The sequence below is a fragment of the Clostridium isatidis genome (assembly GCF_002285495.1).
GTDB lineage: Bacteria > Bacillota > Clostridia > Clostridiales > Clostridiaceae > Clostridium > Clostridium isatidis.
The window spans coordinates 1538065-1554113 of record NZ_CP016786.1 but is presented as its reverse complement, the minus strand read 5'-3'; the positions used below and the strand labels follow the sequence as shown (position 1 = coordinate 1554113).

13 protein-coding genes are annotated in these 16049 nt (G+C 27.8%); 11 read left to right on the top strand and 2 right to left on the bottom strand.

Going from position 1 to position 16049, the window contains the following annotated elements; translation table 11 throughout:
- Positions 1-89: 89 nt before the first annotated feature.
- Positions 90-1067, top strand: coding sequence for a UV DNA damage repair endonuclease UvsE (gene uvsE / locus BEN51_RS07390; RefSeq protein ID WP_119866592.1), 978 nt, complete (start codon positions 90-92; stop codon positions 1065-1067).
- A 7-nt stretch (positions 1068-1074) separates the two neighbouring features.
- Here uvsE and thpR read toward each other — a convergent pair whose 3' ends face one another.
- The gene (gene thpR / locus BEN51_RS07385) at positions 1075-1617 is read right to left on the bottom strand and encodes an RNA 2',3'-cyclic phosphodiesterase (RefSeq protein ID WP_119865437.1); all 543 of its coding nucleotides are present in this window, start codon (positions 1615-1617) and stop codon (positions 1075-1077) included.
- Positions 1618-1797: 180 nt separating this feature from the next.
- Here thpR and BEN51_RS07380 point away from each other — a divergent pair, with 180 nt between their 5' ends.
- The 4 genes from BEN51_RS07380 to BEN51_RS07365 all read left to right on the top strand — a co-directional run bounded on the left by BEN51_RS07380 (position 1798) and on the right by BEN51_RS07365 (position 6390).
- Positions 1798-2850, top strand: a complete 1053-nt coding sequence (locus tag BEN51_RS07380) for an inorganic phosphate transporter (RefSeq protein WP_119865436.1) — start codon at positions 1798-1800, stop codon at positions 2848-2850.
- 70 nt (positions 2851-2920) lie between these two features.
- Positions 2921-3580, top strand: coding sequence for a hypothetical protein (locus BEN51_RS07375; protein ID WP_119865435.1), 660 nt, complete (start codon positions 2921-2923; stop codon positions 3578-3580).
- Between the two features lie 152 nt (positions 3581-3732).
- Positions 3733-4353: a DUF47 domain-containing protein gene (locus BEN51_RS07370; protein ID WP_119865434.1), complete on the top strand. Its 621-nt coding sequence runs from the start codon at positions 3733-3735 to the stop codon at positions 4351-4353.
- An 84-nt stretch (positions 4354-4437) separates the two neighbouring features.
- Complete coding sequence (locus tag BEN51_RS07365) at positions 4438-6390, top strand: multicopper oxidase family protein (RefSeq protein ID WP_236906191.1); 1953 nt, start codon at positions 4438-4440, stop codon at positions 6388-6390.
- Positions 6391-6438: 48 nt separating this feature from the next.
- Here BEN51_RS07365 and BEN51_RS07360 read toward each other — a convergent pair whose 3' ends face one another.
- Entirely contained in the window at positions 6439-7131 is a 693-nt protein-coding gene (locus tag BEN51_RS07360) for a YjjG family noncanonical pyrimidine nucleotidase (protein WP_119865433.1), read from the bottom strand.
- Between the two features lie 240 nt (positions 7132-7371).
- Between BEN51_RS07360 and BEN51_RS07355 the strand changes: the two genes are divergently transcribed.
- The 6 genes from BEN51_RS07355 (at position 7372) to BEN51_RS07330 (ending at position 15962) form a co-directional block, all read left to right on the top strand.
- Complete coding sequence (locus BEN51_RS07355; protein ID WP_119865432.1) at positions 7372-9441, top strand: methyl-accepting chemotaxis protein; 2070 nt, start codon at positions 7372-7374, stop codon at positions 9439-9441.
- A gap of 724 nt (positions 9442-10165) precedes the next feature.
- Positions 10166-10984, top strand: coding sequence for a MurR/RpiR family transcriptional regulator (locus BEN51_RS07350; protein WP_119865431.1), 819 nt, complete (start codon positions 10166-10168; stop codon positions 10982-10984).
- Positions 10985-11280: 296 nt separating this feature from the next.
- Positions 11281-12084 (top strand): histidine phosphatase family protein, encoded by an 804-nt coding sequence (locus BEN51_RS07345; RefSeq protein WP_119865430.1) that lies wholly within the window; start codon positions 11281-11283, stop codon positions 12082-12084.
- Between the two features lie 122 nt (positions 12085-12206).
- Positions 12207-13559, top strand: coding sequence for a PTS transporter subunit EIIC (locus tag BEN51_RS07340; RefSeq protein WP_119865429.1), 1353 nt, complete (start codon positions 12207-12209; stop codon positions 13557-13559).
- A 70-nt stretch (positions 13560-13629) separates the two neighbouring features.
- Positions 13630-15099, top strand: a complete 1470-nt coding sequence (locus BEN51_RS07335; RefSeq protein WP_119865428.1) for a glycoside hydrolase family 1 protein — start codon at positions 13630-13632, stop codon at positions 15097-15099.
- 17 nt (positions 15100-15116) lie between these two features.
- On the top strand, positions 15117-15962 hold the full coding sequence (locus BEN51_RS07330; protein WP_119865427.1) for a Cof-type HAD-IIB family hydrolase: 846 nt from the start codon (positions 15117-15119) through the stop codon (positions 15960-15962).
- Positions 15963-16049: the final 87 nt, after the last annotated feature.

The window sequence follows — 16049 nt, the reverse complement described above, 5'->3', positions numbered from 1 at the left end:
ACTAATGATTTGTGGAGAAAATTTTCATGTTTATTCCTAAATTAGATGGACATACTATCTTTATAAAAGTAAAAGATAGGAGAACAGTTATGAGAGTAAGACTTGGATACGTGGCAATTTCAAATGTATTAGGAAAAAAGATTACGAGTTCTAGTACAGTAACTTTTGCTAATTATAATAAGATATTATCTGAAGAAAAAAAGTTAGAAAAATTACAAGTGGTGGGGTTATCAAATTTAAAAGCTTTAGAAGAAATATTAAGATATAATATTAAAAATAATATACATTTTTATAGAATAACTTCTGCCCTAATGCCTCTAGTAACTCACCCAGATGTAGGATATTGGGGGCACAGGGAATTATTTAAAAAGGATTTTGAATATATAGGTAAGCTCATTAAGGATGCAGATATGAGAGTAGATACTCATCCAGATGAATTTAATGTTATTAATAGTAATAATCCGAAGGTAGTAGAAAATACTCTAATTAACTTAGCAAGACAAGAAGAATGGTTTGAAGATATGGCTTATAAAGAAGGAAAAATGGTTCTTCATGTGGGAGGTGCTACAGGTGGGAAGGAGGCTGCCTTAGAAAGATTTGCAAGTAATTTCAACAAATTTCCTAAAAAAATTAAGGAGAGATTAATTTTAGAGAATGATGATAAAACTTATACTGCAAAGGAAACTTTAGATTTATGTAAAAGCTTAAATATACCGATGGTTTTAGATATTCATCATCATAATTGCAATAATAATGGAGAAAATATCGAAGATATGTTAGAAGATATATTAAATACTTGGAGAAATGAAACTCTTCCTCCTAAAATGCATTTTTCATCACCCAAAAATGATAATTTAGAAGGAAGAGTAGATAGAAAACATGCAGATTTTATAAATCCCTATGATTTTATTTTTTTTATAGAAATTCTAAAGAAATTCCATAAAGATGTAGATATTATGTTGGAATGTAAGGAAAAAGATGTGGCTTTATTTAAACTTGCTAATGATATTAAGGAAATAAAGCCTCAATATCACTGGGAGGATGAAACCACCTTCATTGTAGAATAAAATAAATTTATTTAAAGTTTTTCACATAAAGAGGAATATATTTTAACTCTCCATTTACTCTAGTACTTTCCATGAGAGAAACTTTATCTACTAAGATTGGTAGTTTTTTTAGTTCAATCTCTTTCAAGAAATTATTAAAGTTTTCTTTAAGTACTACTTCTCTTCCAATGGTAATATGGGGAGTGAATTTTCTTTCCTCTTTTTTTATATTTATCTTTTCAAGTTCATTTTCAATTTTATCATAAAGTAAATATAGTTCCTTTTCTATTTTTAATCCTACCCAAAGTATTGACTTGCTTCCTCTAGGAAATTTACCTATTTTATTAAAATACAATTTAAAATTATTATGACCTATTACGGCTTTATCAATGGCTTCTTTAATCTTTTCAATTAGTGTTAAATCAACTTCTCCAATAAATTTAAGGGTTAGATGGAAATTATCCTTAATTGTAAAATTGCCTTTTTCACTTTTAGCTTTTGTAAGATCTTGAATTTCCTTTAAGTAATCTTTTATTTTATCTTGAAATTCTATTGCTATAAAAACTCTCAATTTCTATCAAACTCACTTTCTTGTGTAATTAATCACTATATTATTTATTATAATTATTTTAGATTATTTTATTAAGGTTATATTAAATGATTATTTTGAATTATAAATTAATAATATTAAGGTATTATTTATGGAGGAAGATAGTAAATATAATTATAATCATTATGAAAGGTGATATAAATGACTATTTCCTTCGATGAATTTATAAGTCAGTTGCTAGATAAACCTCCATTATTAATTACTGTACTTCTTACTTTAGGTGTAATTTTAGTTAATGGTTGGACAGATGCTCCCAATGCTATTGCTACCTGTGTTTCAACTAGGGCAATGAAGCCAGCTTCTGCTATATTTATGGCAGCAATTTTTAATTTTGTTGGCGTTTTTTTTATGACTTCAATTAATGCTAATGTAGCGCAAACTATCTATAATATGGTTGATTTTAGGGGAGACTCGCATAATGCGCTTGTTGCTTTATGTGCGGCATTATTTGCAATAGTAGTTTGGGCAACAACTGCCTGGTATTTTGGAATTCCTACAAGTGAAAGTCATGCCTTAATTGCAGGATTATCAGGGGCGGCTATTGCGCTTCAAGGTGGGATTAGAGGTATAAATATTGAAGAATGGGTTAAAGTAATATATGGTTTACTTCTTTCTACTGTTTTAGGCTTTTCTATGGGCTGGATAACTGTAAAATTAGTTGAACATATTTTTCGAGGATTTGATAGAAGAAAAACTAACGGATTTTTCAAAAGTGCCCAAATTTTTGGAGGATCAGCAATGGCTTTTATGCATGGCGCCCAGGATGGTCAAAAGTTTATGGGAGTATTTATGCTGGGAATCTTTTTAGCACACGGACAAGCATCTGTTGAAAGTTTTATTATTCCAACCTGGCTCATGCTTCTTTGTTCATTAGTTATGGGGTTAGGAACCTCTATTGGAGGATATAAAATTATTAAAGCTGTTGGAATGGATATGGTTAAATTAAAACAATATCAAGGTTTTTCTGCGGATCTAGCTGCAGCAGGATGTCTTCTTTTTTCTTCAATAACAGGAATACCTGTAAGTACTACCCACACAAAGACAACTTCAATTATGGGTGTAGGGGCTGCTAAGAGATTAAGCTCCGTTAATTGGTCTGTTGTTAACGAAATGCTTTGGACATGGATACTTACTTTCCCTGGATGTGGCCTTATAGGTTATTTCATGGTGAAATTTTTTGTAATAATTTTTTAAAAAACCTTCTTGCTGAATATACATAATTAATTAGAATTAGGAAAGTATAAAGTAAGAAGGAGGTTATGAGATGATAAGAAATAAAAAAGTTTATGCATTAATTAGCGCTACACTGATGTCAACAGCCTTTTCTTTAGGGACTAGCATTAATATAAAGCCAGTTTCAGCCTATGAAATTAAAAAATTTGCTTCTTTATATATCGAAAATGAAGTAAAAAATGGAGATGTATTAGAAGAAACATTAAATGAATTAATAAATGAAAAAATAATAACTAAAGAACAGGCTGATAAAATTCTTACATATTTAAAAGGTAATTCAAAAAACAGTAATACAAATAATTCGAAAAATGAAAAATTATTTGATGAATTGGTTAAAAATAACATTGTTACAGAAGAGCTGGCAGAAAAAATAAGAGATAGAATGGGCGATAAGATTTTTGTCCATAAAAAAGATGAAATAAGTCAAAAGCTTGATGATTTAATAAAAAATAATACAATAAATGAAGAGCAAAAGAAGAAAGTTTTAAATAAGTTAGAAGAAGCTCATAAAGAAAGAAGAGAAAACTGTAAAAAGTTAAAAGGAATGTCTGATAAAGAAAGAAAAGAATATATTGAAAAAAATAATTTACATAATAAAGATATATTAGAGGAATTACTTAAAGAAGGCGTGATAACTAAAGAACAGGCTGAAGCTATTAAAAAAATAATACCAAGAAATAATATGAATTAATTCTATATAAAATAAAAATCAGTTGATAAATAGGATTGTTGATGACAATCCTATTTTTTTTGAAAGTTAGTAGTAAAAGATAAAAATAATTCATACTGTTATAATATGTAGATTAAAAGGATGTAATTATGAGGGGAGTAGATTAATAAATCATGATCCAAAAGGAAAAGGATTATTTTCAAAGTTTAATTGAATTGATAGAATATTCAATTAAAGCATCGAATTTGCTTAAGAGTACTTTTGAAAACTTTGAAGTTAAGGAGCTAGAGAAAAATATAGAGAATATTAATAAAATCACAAAATTAGTAACTGAAAAAAAGCAGGATATATTTATTAAACTAGATAAAGAGTTTATTACACCTATTGAAAGAGAAGATATTATTCAATTAGCCTTTTCGATTAATAATATTACTTATTCAATGAAGTACATTTTAGAAAGAATTTTTATGTTTAATATAACTTATATAAAAAAAGAAGCAGAAGAATTTGCAGCAATAATTTTTCAGTATGTTAATGAATTAAGAAAAGTTATAGATGAATTACGAAAATATAAAAAATCTCAGAATTTACATGTATTAATATCAAAAATTAATAAATCAAGAGAGGAAGCTGATAATTTGTATAAACTAACTATAAAAAAACTTTTTATTTATACAAAGGATCCGATTAAGTTAATGATATGGAAGGATATTTATGAGCAGTTTTATAAATGTTGCAATAATATTATTTTTGTATCATATCTTGTTGAAAATATTATTCTTAAAAATTCATAATTAATACACAAAAGTTAACATAATTCATAAAATATAGTACACAAAAGAATATAAAATGATCTAACTAAGGAGGATTAGATAGCAATGGATAAAATCGATAATAAACTAATCAATGAATTTGAAAAAAAGTTTATGAAGATAATTCAAAATAAAATTATAGATAATGCTAAAGAGGATTTTTCTGATGGGCTTGAAACAGATTATATAGATGAATATGAAAAAAAACTTATGGAAAAGTATGGAGTAAAAGATGAAGTTAAAAGTAAAAATAACTATAAAAGAAGAGCTAAAAATAAAGAAAAAGTTAAGGAAGAAGATAAGAATATAGAAAAAAGTATTTTGGAAGAATTAGAAGAACTAGAAAAAGAATTTATGGGAAAATTTGAAGAGGAAACTGATGAGCAAGTTGATGATAAAAATGTTAAAGTAAATCCAGCAGATTCAGCAACTATTCCTAAGTTTGTTGATCCGCTTAAAATACCAAAGGTTGCAAAACCAGTTATTCCTTATGATAAGGAAAAGAAAAGACCAGCATTATATAAAATGGCGGCAGAAGAAATAAAGCATAGATTTCATAGGGCATTTCCTTTAACAAAAGTTTGGGGATATAATGGAAGTTATCTTGGACCTACAATTATAGCATACAAAGGTATCCCAATTAGAGTTAAATGGATAAACAATCTACCTGATAAACACTTTTTGCCTGTTGATAAAAGTATTCATGGTCTTGAAAAGTTACCAGAAGTTAGAACGGTAGTTCATCTTCATGGGGCTAATGTTAAAGATGATAGTGATGGTCATCCAGAGGCTTGGTATACTAGAAATTATAAGGAAGTTGGTCCGACTTTTACTCGTAAAATTTATGAATACCCAAATAGTCAAAATTCAGGAACTTTGTGGTATCATGATCATGCTATGGGAATTACAAGATTAAATGTTTATGCTGGATTAGCAGGTATGTATCTTTTAAGGGATAGATTAGAGAAAAAATTAAATTTACCATCTGGAAAATATGAAATACCTCTTATTATTCAAGATAAATCCTTTAATGAAGATGGTTCTTTATTTTATCCAGATAATTCTACACCACCAGTTGATTTTCCTAAACCATCAACAGCTTCCTTTTTCTTTGGAAATACTATAGTAGTAAATGGAAACCTATGGCCTTATTTTGATGTTGAGCCACGTAAATATAGATTTATAATGTTAAACGCATCTAATACTAGAGGTTATACTTTTAAATTAAGTAATGGAGGAAGCTTTATTCAAATAGGTACTGAATTAGGATTATTGGACAAGCCTATTAAAATTGATAGTTTTGATTTAGAACCTGGTGAAAGAATAGATTTTATTATAGATTTTTCGAAATATAAAAATAAAAAAATAACTTTATTAAATGATGCTTTAATTCCTAATATTGATGCAGGAGAAGATATGAAATTTGTTATGGAATTTAGAGTTAAGGCTCCATTAAAAGATGAAGATACTAGCTCTATTCCAAGAAAATTATACCCATATAAAAAAGTTAATCCTCTATTAGCAGTTAAACAAAGAACTTTGCATTTAGATAGTACAACAGATGAATATGGAAGGGTAATGCATTTACTAAATGATAAAAGATGGCATGATCCTGCTACTGAAACTCCGCAATTTGGTGATGTTGAAATTTGGCATTTAGTAAATCACTTTGATTTTACTCATCCAATTCATCTTCATTTAGTTCATTTTGAAATACTAGGTAGAAAATCCTTTGATGAAGCTTTATTTGACGCGGAAGGAAATTATAAATTTGATTTTGAAAGCTTAACTCCGCCTTTGGATTATGAAAAAGGTAGAAAAGATATTTCACAAGCCTTTGGAAAGCAAGTAACATCAATTGTTGTACGCTTTAATCAACGTACAGGTAACTATGTATGGCATTGTCATATATTGGAGCATGAAGATTATGATATGATGAGACCGCTTAATGTAATTGAAAAACCAGTGGATATAGAAGAAACAGAACAAGAAAAGGAAGAAGAAGTTGTGTATCATTAAAAAATAGTTAATTTGAAATACAATAATATAAAAGAAGCTTAGCGTGAGCTAAGCTTCTTTTAATATATTTTTAACTTCGGTTATATCAGAAATTTCATAAGTAGGATTTAGGCCAGTTTCATTAATTAGTTTATTAGGATTAAACCAACAAGTGTCTATACCAAAATTAATTCCACCTTTAATGTCTGAAGTTAAACTATCTCCGATCATTAAAATCTTATCTTTATCTGTTTTATTAAATTTTCTTAATGCATATTCAAAGATTTGAGGATTAGGTTTTTGAAAACCTGCTTCTTCAGAAATAATGATATCTTCAAAATATTTGCCTATAGGTGATTTTTTTATCCTATTATTTTGAACATTGCTAAGCCCGTTTGTAATAATAAGGAGTTTATAATCAATGTGTAGATCTTTTACAAGAGGCAGGCTGTTTTTATATAAAAAAGAAGAGTTAGACAAATATTTTATATATACTTTTGCAAATTCATTTTCATCAAATTTAATATTTAATGTGTTTGATAAGATTTTAAATCTTTTAATTTTTAATTCTTTTTGAGTTATATTGCCTTTTTCATATTCTCTCCATAAAGTATCATTTATGTCTCTGTATATTGTTAGATGTTCTTCTCTTTTATATTCTATATTAAAATCAATTAAAGTATTTTTAATTGCATATTCTTCTGATTTTCTAAAATCAAATAATGTTTCATCAGCATCAAATATTAGTATTTCATATTTCATAATTTTTTGTTTTCCTCCCAATAAATATATTTATTATTTTATATTAATGAAGTTAATAATCCTAGTAAATTTTATTATATTTTAATGATGGAAGTATAAGTAATAAAGGGGGAATATTAGAATAATAACAATTTATAGAGAAAATAATAAAAATATTGTCAATTTGTAAATATATAGATATTGATTTTTGTGTTAGTCATATGATATGCTTTTAAATTGTGAAAATAAGGGGGGAATGTAATGGCAAAAAAGAGTAAAAAAATATCTAACAAAATAATAATTGCTATTGTAGCATGCTGTCTAATGACAGCCACAATAATAATAACGGGAAGTTCTGTTAATAGTAAATCAGCTTTGGAAAAAGAAGCTGAAAATAATCTATTCCAAACCGCTAAGCTTTATTCTGCCAATATAAATGAAGCATTACATTTAACAGATTACATTGTTAATAATCTTGAAGCATTAGTAAAGAATACTTTAGATTTAAAAAGTATTGATAGTGAAGATAAGTATATATCAAATTACTTAAATTCATTAGATTCATATATACAAGATATAATCAAAGAAGAAAAAGACTTACTTGGAGTTGCAATTGTTTTGGATCCTTCAATAACGAATGAAGCAAAGCAGCTAATTTATGAGAGAAAAAATATTGGTGGAGATATTTATAAAATTAATAAATTTGTTAAAGAGAATTTTGTTGAAGGCAAAGAGGATATGGAATGGTATTATAATGCAATAAATGTTAAAGAAGGGATATGGAGTGATCCTCATACAGATACAAGCTCAGAAAGTGTTAGAATGTCCTATACAAAGCCAATTTACATAGGAAATCAATTAATTGGAGTAGTTGCTGTTGATTTGTTTTTTGATGATTATGCACAATCTATTAAAGATTTAAGTGTTTATGAAAATGGCTATGCATTCTTATTAAGCGAAGATGGAAATTTCTTAGTTCATGAGGAACATAATGAAGAGGAGAATGTTAAAGAGGTAATAAATGGATTAAATCTTTTATCAGGTAAAGAGGGAATAGAAAACTATAAATTAGATGGTAAGGGACATATTTTAGCATATTCAAAATTACATAATGGTAATATTTTAGTTATTACCGCAAGTAAAACAGATATTTTTAAATCAATAAATGCAAGTATAGCATTTTCAATAATAATTACATTAATTGTATGTGTAGCAGTTTCAGCTTTTGCTGGAGTAATAGGCAAAAAAATAAGTGGACCGATTGTTTTTATAACTGAATTAGTTAATAAAATATCAAAGCTTGATTTTAGGGAAGATAAAAGGTTTTTAGCTATAAATAATTATGATGATGAAACGGGAGTCATAGGAAGGTCTGTGTTAAATTTAAGTAGAATAATAACTGATACCCTATTAAATATTAAGAATAGTGCAGATGAAACTTCAAATAATGTTTATAATTTAAATAATTCAGCAGATGAGTTAGTGGAGGCAGCTTCATCAATAAATAACGCTGTACTAGAACTAGCAAAAGGAGCTCAAGAACAAGCTGAAGAGGCTACCAATAGCTCTCAAAAACTATTGGATTTAAGTAAAATATTAGAAAATATGATATCAATAACAGATAATTTTAAAAATCAGTTTGAAAAATCAAAAAATGAAAATAAAAAAGGTATTGTATCTATAAACACTCTAATGGAAAAGATAGATGCAAATACTAAAATAGGAAATGAAACTAATAATAGTGTGAATGAATTAGCTAAAAAATCAGAATTGATTGAAGAGATAGTATATACAATTGAAGAAATTTCTTCTCAGACAAATTTACTAGCATTAAACGCTGCAATTGAAGCAGCTAGGGCAGGTGAAGCTGGGAAAGGTTTTGGTGTTGTAGCTGATGAAATAAGGGTGCTTTCAGAACAAACAGCAAATGCTACTAGGAGAATAGCCTCAATAATAAATGAAATAAGATATGAAATAAATAATAGCAAAAATAATATGGAAAAATCAGAAGAGACATTAAAAGAAGTAAATGAGGCTATGAATATATCAAAAGACGTATTTGAGAAGATTGAAAACTCTTTTGAACTTATGAATAAAGAAGTTGAAGTGTTAATTGATAATATTAATAATGTTGAAAAAAGCAAGGAAGAAGCAATTAATTCTATTCAAGGAATAATTGCAATATGTGAAGAGTCAGCTGCATCAACAGAAGAAGTATCAGCTATTGTAAATACACAGTTAAGTTCAACTGGAGAAGTTAAAGAAGCTATAGAAGAATTAAATAAAGTAGTTAAAAATTTAGAGGAAATGACTAATGAGTTTATAATATAATGCTAAGGCTCTGTTTTAAAATAATGTTGATATTAAGTATTTAATTTGTAAGATTACTTAATTAGCAGCAAACTACTAAAACATAGCCTAATAAAAAATATTTTAAATTTATCAGTAAAAAATAAATTTATAGTAAAAGAGTTTATTAATATAATAATTTTAATTAAATAATGTCCTTTCTATTTTTTAGGGAATATTATGCTAATAAATAGAAAGGATGTGTTAAAAATGTATTATGAAAGAGCCGACTTTGATAACTTGCAGGAGTTATATGATGAATGAAAAAACTTAATGAATTATCATATAACTATAGTTATTAAGGATGGAAGTACAGTAGATGGGATGATTGAAAAGGTAGAAGGATGAGAAGACATAAAAGGTTTAGGTGCAGAGGTTATCCTTTTAACAATATTAGAGCAGTATTTCCTATAATTTATCAATATTCCTTTCCATTTTATCTATTTTTCTCTTATTAGAAATAGAAATGATAGATGTAAGGTATAATAAGAATTTAATTATTATTAAGATGAACATAGGGTGGATATTCTATAATAAATAATAATGTAAAAGTAGTAGTTGTTTTTTTACAATTACTACTTTTACCATAATATAAAGAGTATACATTAAATGAGATTTTATAAATTCATTTAAATTATAATTAATTTATATTAAAATAATAATAAAGGGATTATAATATTTTATTTATTTTATCACAAGTATTGTTATGAAGGGTGAGGATATAATGGTTCAAGATATAATAAAACAGCTTCAAATTATTGTGAATTCTGAAAATGAAGATGGTACATATACTACAATAGCTAGAGTAATATTAGAAACCTTACAAGATGGAATAGAAGAAATAACTATATTGCAATTAGCAGATTTATGTTATACATCACCTTCTACTATAAGTAGATTTGTTAAAAAATTAGGATTTAGTAGTTTTAATGAATTTAAGACCAAATGTATAGAAAGAAATAATATTGGAGTAGAAATATTATCAGATAACGTAAAAAATATAAAATTTGATTTGAAAAATGATAAGGAAATTTTAAATACCCTTGTAGACTCTATTAATATTTCTTTAAAAGAATTCATAGATAAACTTGATCTAGGCGAAGTTGATAGATTAATTGATATGATACATGACTATGAAGATGTATATTTTTTTGGATTTCATTTATCTGGTTATTTTATGCAACATCTTCAATATAACCTTTTTAATTCAGGGAAGTATGTAAAATTTGTAGCACAGGAAAGCAATCAAGAAAAAGTAGCTAAGGAGGTTGATGAAAATAGTTTATCAGTTATTTTTTCAGTGGATGGAAACTTTTTAAGACAAAAATCCCAGCTATTTTTCTCTCTTAAAGAAAATGGAAGTAAAATTGCTCTTGTGACACAAAATCCAGCTCTTAAAATGGCTGCACAATGTGATTATGTTATTTATCTTGGTAATTATAAGAGTGCAACAGAAGGAAGATATAAACTTCACTTATTTACTGAAATACTAATTAATAGATATTATCAAAAATATTGTAAATAATCTTCAGTTTTCGAATTCGTTTTCAAAAAATGAAAAATATTTTAAACATAGAAAAGCTCTTCATATGTTGGAGACTCTTCTATGTTTTTTTTATGATAATATTAAGACAAGGACGACGGAAGAAAACAAAAATAGTACATATAAAATAATAATTAAATTTTTAGAGTAAGTTTATAATAAATAACATTGTTTTGATTATCATTATCTCAATCATTATCTATGAATGATTTAGTATAGAAACTTATTATGCTAAGAGATAAGGTATTCATATAAATTTAAATTTAGGAGGAATTAATATGAAAAAGAAATTATTATCATTATTTTTAGTTGGAGTATTATCAATAGGATTGATAAGCTGTACTAATAAAAGTAATGCTGGAAGTGCACAAACTGAAAAACAAAATAAAGCAGTAGAGATTTATTTAGTGAGACACGGAAAAACTATGTTGAACACTACTGATAGAGTGCAAGGATGGGCAGATGCTCCACTTACAGCTTCTGGTGTAGAAGTTGCAGAATATTTAGGAGAAGGTTTGAAATTAGAAGGTGTACAATTTGATGCAGCATATTCAAGTGATAGTGGAAGAGCAGTAGAAACAGCGAAAATAGTTTTAACAAAAAGTGGTCAAGAAAACTTAGTTATTAATGAGAATGCTGATTTAAGAGAAGTTTGTTTTGGAGACTATGAAGGAGAACTTAATCCTGTTTTTTGGAATGATATAGCAATTTATAATAATACTACAATGGAAGAATTTATGGGAAATTTAGATTTAGAGTTATTTGTAAATACAAATGCAAAATTAGACGAGACTAAGGGGAAAATAGCAGAAGACTGGAATACAGTTTCAAGCAGAATGAAACAAGGGATAGATACCATAGCTCAAGAAACAGAGAAAAATGGTGGTGGAAAAGTTATGGTTGTATCTCATGGAATGTCATTATTAACATTTTTAAAAACTATAGCACCAGAGGAATTTAAAGATTTTAAGGGAAATCTATCAAATGCAAGTGTTACAAAAATTGTTTATGAAGATGGTAAATATACTGTTGAAACGATAAATGATATGAGCTATGTAGAAAAAGGAAAAGCTAACAAGTAAGAATTATAATATTACACAGAGGTAGTAAAGTATATTTCTGTAGTATAGTTAATGTATAAATAAAGCAACATATTTTTACTTGGGATAATTATTAAATTATTTCAATAAGGGAGGATAAAATTATGAATAAAAAAGATATAGCTAAAAGAGTTATTTCTGAAATTGGGGGTAAAGAAAATATTTCTCAAAGCTGGCACTGTATTACTAGATTACGTTTTAATTTAGTAGATGCTGAAAAGGTAAACATTGAAAATATTAAAGTTATAGAAGGTGTTATGGGAGCACAATTTCAAAATGGTCAATTTCAAGTTATAATTGGCAACAAGGTGGGAGAAGTTTTTGAAGAAGTTACTGCTATCTTAGGTAAAGAATTTGTAGCTAATGCAAAGGAAGGAAACAACAAAAAAGGAATTATAAATACAATTTTTGATACTATTTCAGGTATATTTAATCCTATTTTACCAGCAATTACTGGAGCAGGATTATTAAAAGGAGTTATGGCATTATTAACAGCATTTAATTTAATTTCTGCAACTTCTTCAGAATATGTAGTTTTAAACATTATTTCAGATGCACCATTTTATTTTCTACCATTTTTAATCGCTTTCTCAGCAGCTAGAAAGTTTAAGACAAGTGAAGTTTTATCAGTAACACTTGCAGGGGGATTAATGTATCCTACTATTATTAACTATGCAGCTTCAGGGGAAGTAGCCTATTTAACTTTCTTAGGATTAAAGATACCAATGATTAGCTATAGCTCTACAGTTATTCCAATAATTTTAGGAGTGTGGTTATTAAGTTATGTTTATAAGATAGTAGATAAATATGTACCTAGTCTGTTCAAAATAATACTTACACCATTAATAGTTTTATTAATTACATCAGTATTAGTTTTAGTTTTTATTGCACCATTAGGAAGTTATATAGGAGTTTATGTAGAAAAGTTCTTCACAGGTTTATTTAATGTAGCAGGACCATTCGCAGGAGCATTACTTGGCGGTACTATGCCTTTAATAGTAATGACAGGTATGCATTATGCATTCTTCCCAGCAGCTTTATCAAGTATGGCTACAGTTGGATATGATATTATGTTACTTCCAATGAATTTAGTTAGTAATTTAGCACAAGCTGGTGCAACTCTTGCAGTAGCAGTAAAAAGTAAAGATAAAAATATGAAGTCATTAGCAGCTTCAACTGGTATTTCAGCAGTTTTTGGTATAACAGAGCCAGCAATGTATGGAGTTACTTTAAAATTAAAGAAACCTTTCTATGCAGCATTAATTGGAGGAGCTGTTGGTGGTGGTACATTTGGAATATTTGCTGTAAAGGCATTTACTTTTACACTTCCAGGAATTACTGCAATACCTTCATATATTGAACAAGGAACTAATAATTTATTATTTGCTCTATTAGGCGTAGGTTTAAGCTTTGTAGTGGCATTTGTAGTAGCATTATTCTTAAAGTTTGAAGAATAATTTACTTAATAAATAAAGTTAGCATATATACAGAATTTATATACAACAATATTTTAGGAGGATTATATACATGAAAGAATTAATGAAGGGTTTTCCAGAGGGATTTTTATGGGGAGGAGCAACAGCTGCAAACCAAATAGAAGGAGCTTTTGATGAAGGTGGTAAAGGATTATCTACGTCAGATATGGCAGCTTTTAAAGATCCATATGCAACAGGAAAGGTTGATAACTTTACCTTTAATGTAACATCTAAGGAATTAAAAGAGTATTTAGCTAATCCAGAAAAATACAAGTTTCCAAAACGTTGGGGAATAGATTTCTATCATCGTTATAAAGAAGATATTGCTCTATTTGCAGAAATGGGCTTTAAAGTATTCCGTTTATCAATTTCATGGGCAAGAATCTTCCCAACTGGATTAGAAGATGAACCAAACGAAGAAGGACTAGCTTTTTATGATAAAGTATTTGATGAGCTAGCTAAGTATGGAATTGAACCATTAGTTACTATGTCTCATTATGAAATGCCGATTACATTAGTACAAAAATATAATGGATGGCAAAGTCGTGAGTTAATAGGATTGTTTGAAAAGTATGGTAGAGTATTACTTAATAGATACAAAGATAAGGTAAAATATTGGATTACTTTTAATGAAATGAATATGTCTTTACATAGTATTTATACTGGAGCTGGAATTTTAGGTGATTTAGTTGAAAATAAAATGCAAGAGGGATATCAAGCAGTTCATCATCAATTTGTAGCAAGTGCTCTAGTTGTAAAAGCAGCAAGAGAAATTGCACCAAATGTAAGAATTGGCTGTATGATTAATCAAATAGAATCATACGCAAAAACAACTAAACCAGAAGATCAACTTCAAGCGTTAAAAGCCAATCAATTAAATATGTTTTATCCTGATGTACAAGCAAGGGGAGAATATCCATCATATATGACTCGTTTCTTTGCTGATAATAATATTAATATTAAAATGGATAAAGATGATGAGAAGATACTTGCTGAAGGAAAGGTTGACTTTGTTTCAATTAGTTACTATATGTCTCATGTAGCAGAAGCACGTGAAGATGCTACTGATGTAGCATGTACTTTTGATAGTGCAATTAAAAATGAACACTTGGAGCTTACAGAATGGGATTGGCCAATTGATCCAACTGGATTACGTATTTCATTACTTAAATTATATGACCGCTATCAATTACCATTGTTCGTAGCTGAGAATGGATTAGGTGCTAAAGATGTATTAACTGAGGATAAAAAAATTCATGACCTATATCGAATTGATTATATTAGAAAACATATTATAGCTATGAAAGAAGCCATTAAAGATGGTGTAGAAGTTATGGGATATACAACTTGGGGATGCATTGATTTAATTAGTTGTGGAACATCACAGATGTCAAAACGTTATGGATTTATCTATGTTGATCAAGATGATGAAGGAAATGGATCCTTAGAAAGATACAGAAAGGACTCCTTCTATTGGTACAAAGAAGTAATTGCATCAAATGGTGAGAATTTAGGGGAGTAATCCTAAGGAGTATATGAATGAAAAGAAAATTAATTTTTATAGATGTAGATGGAACTCTTTGTGGTTTAGATGGACAAGTTCCAGAGTCTGCAAAGAAAGCAATTAATATAGCAAGATCTAAAGGACATTTAGTACTTTTATGTACTGGCAGATCAAAAGCAGAAATAACTGAAGATATTTCATCTATTGGCTTTGATGGAATGATTTGTGCTGGTGGAGGCTATATAGAAATTAATGAAGAAGTATTGTTTCATAAGAAAATGCCTATAGAAACTGTAAAGGAAATAATAGAGTATTTTAATCTTCATAATATTGATTACTATATTGAATCAAATGATGGAATATTCGGAAGTTCAGGCTGCATAAATGCTATTATAAGACAAGTAACTAAGGGTTTTGAAGAAAATAGTAGTGAGTATGAAAAAGCAAAGAATGAGATGAACTGGTTTTTCAAAATATTAAATCAATATAAAGATAAGGAAATAAATTATAATAATATAAATAAGATATCTTTTATTAGTAATGGACATCCTTATGAAGAAGTTTATAATACATTTAAAAGAGAGCTGGAAATATATCATAGTACGGTTCCACAATTTGGTGAGAATAGTGGGGAGATTGGAATTAAAGGTATAAATAAGGCTAAAGCAATTGATTATGTTATTAAATATTTGAATATAGATAAGAGCGATACCTTAGCTTATGGTGATGGAGAAAATGATATAGATATGTTTAAGTCTGTTAATCATGGAGTAGCAATGGAAAATGCAAGACCAAATTTAATAAAGGTAGCTAAAGAAATAACATATACAGCTGAGAGTAATGGTATATACTTAAGTTTTAAAAAGAATAATTTAATATAAATAAGGGTTGTTTTAGTGAAGTACACCTCAAATGTTAGGTAAAATATATCTAATATTAGAGGTGTTTTCTTATTTAGTTGAAATAAA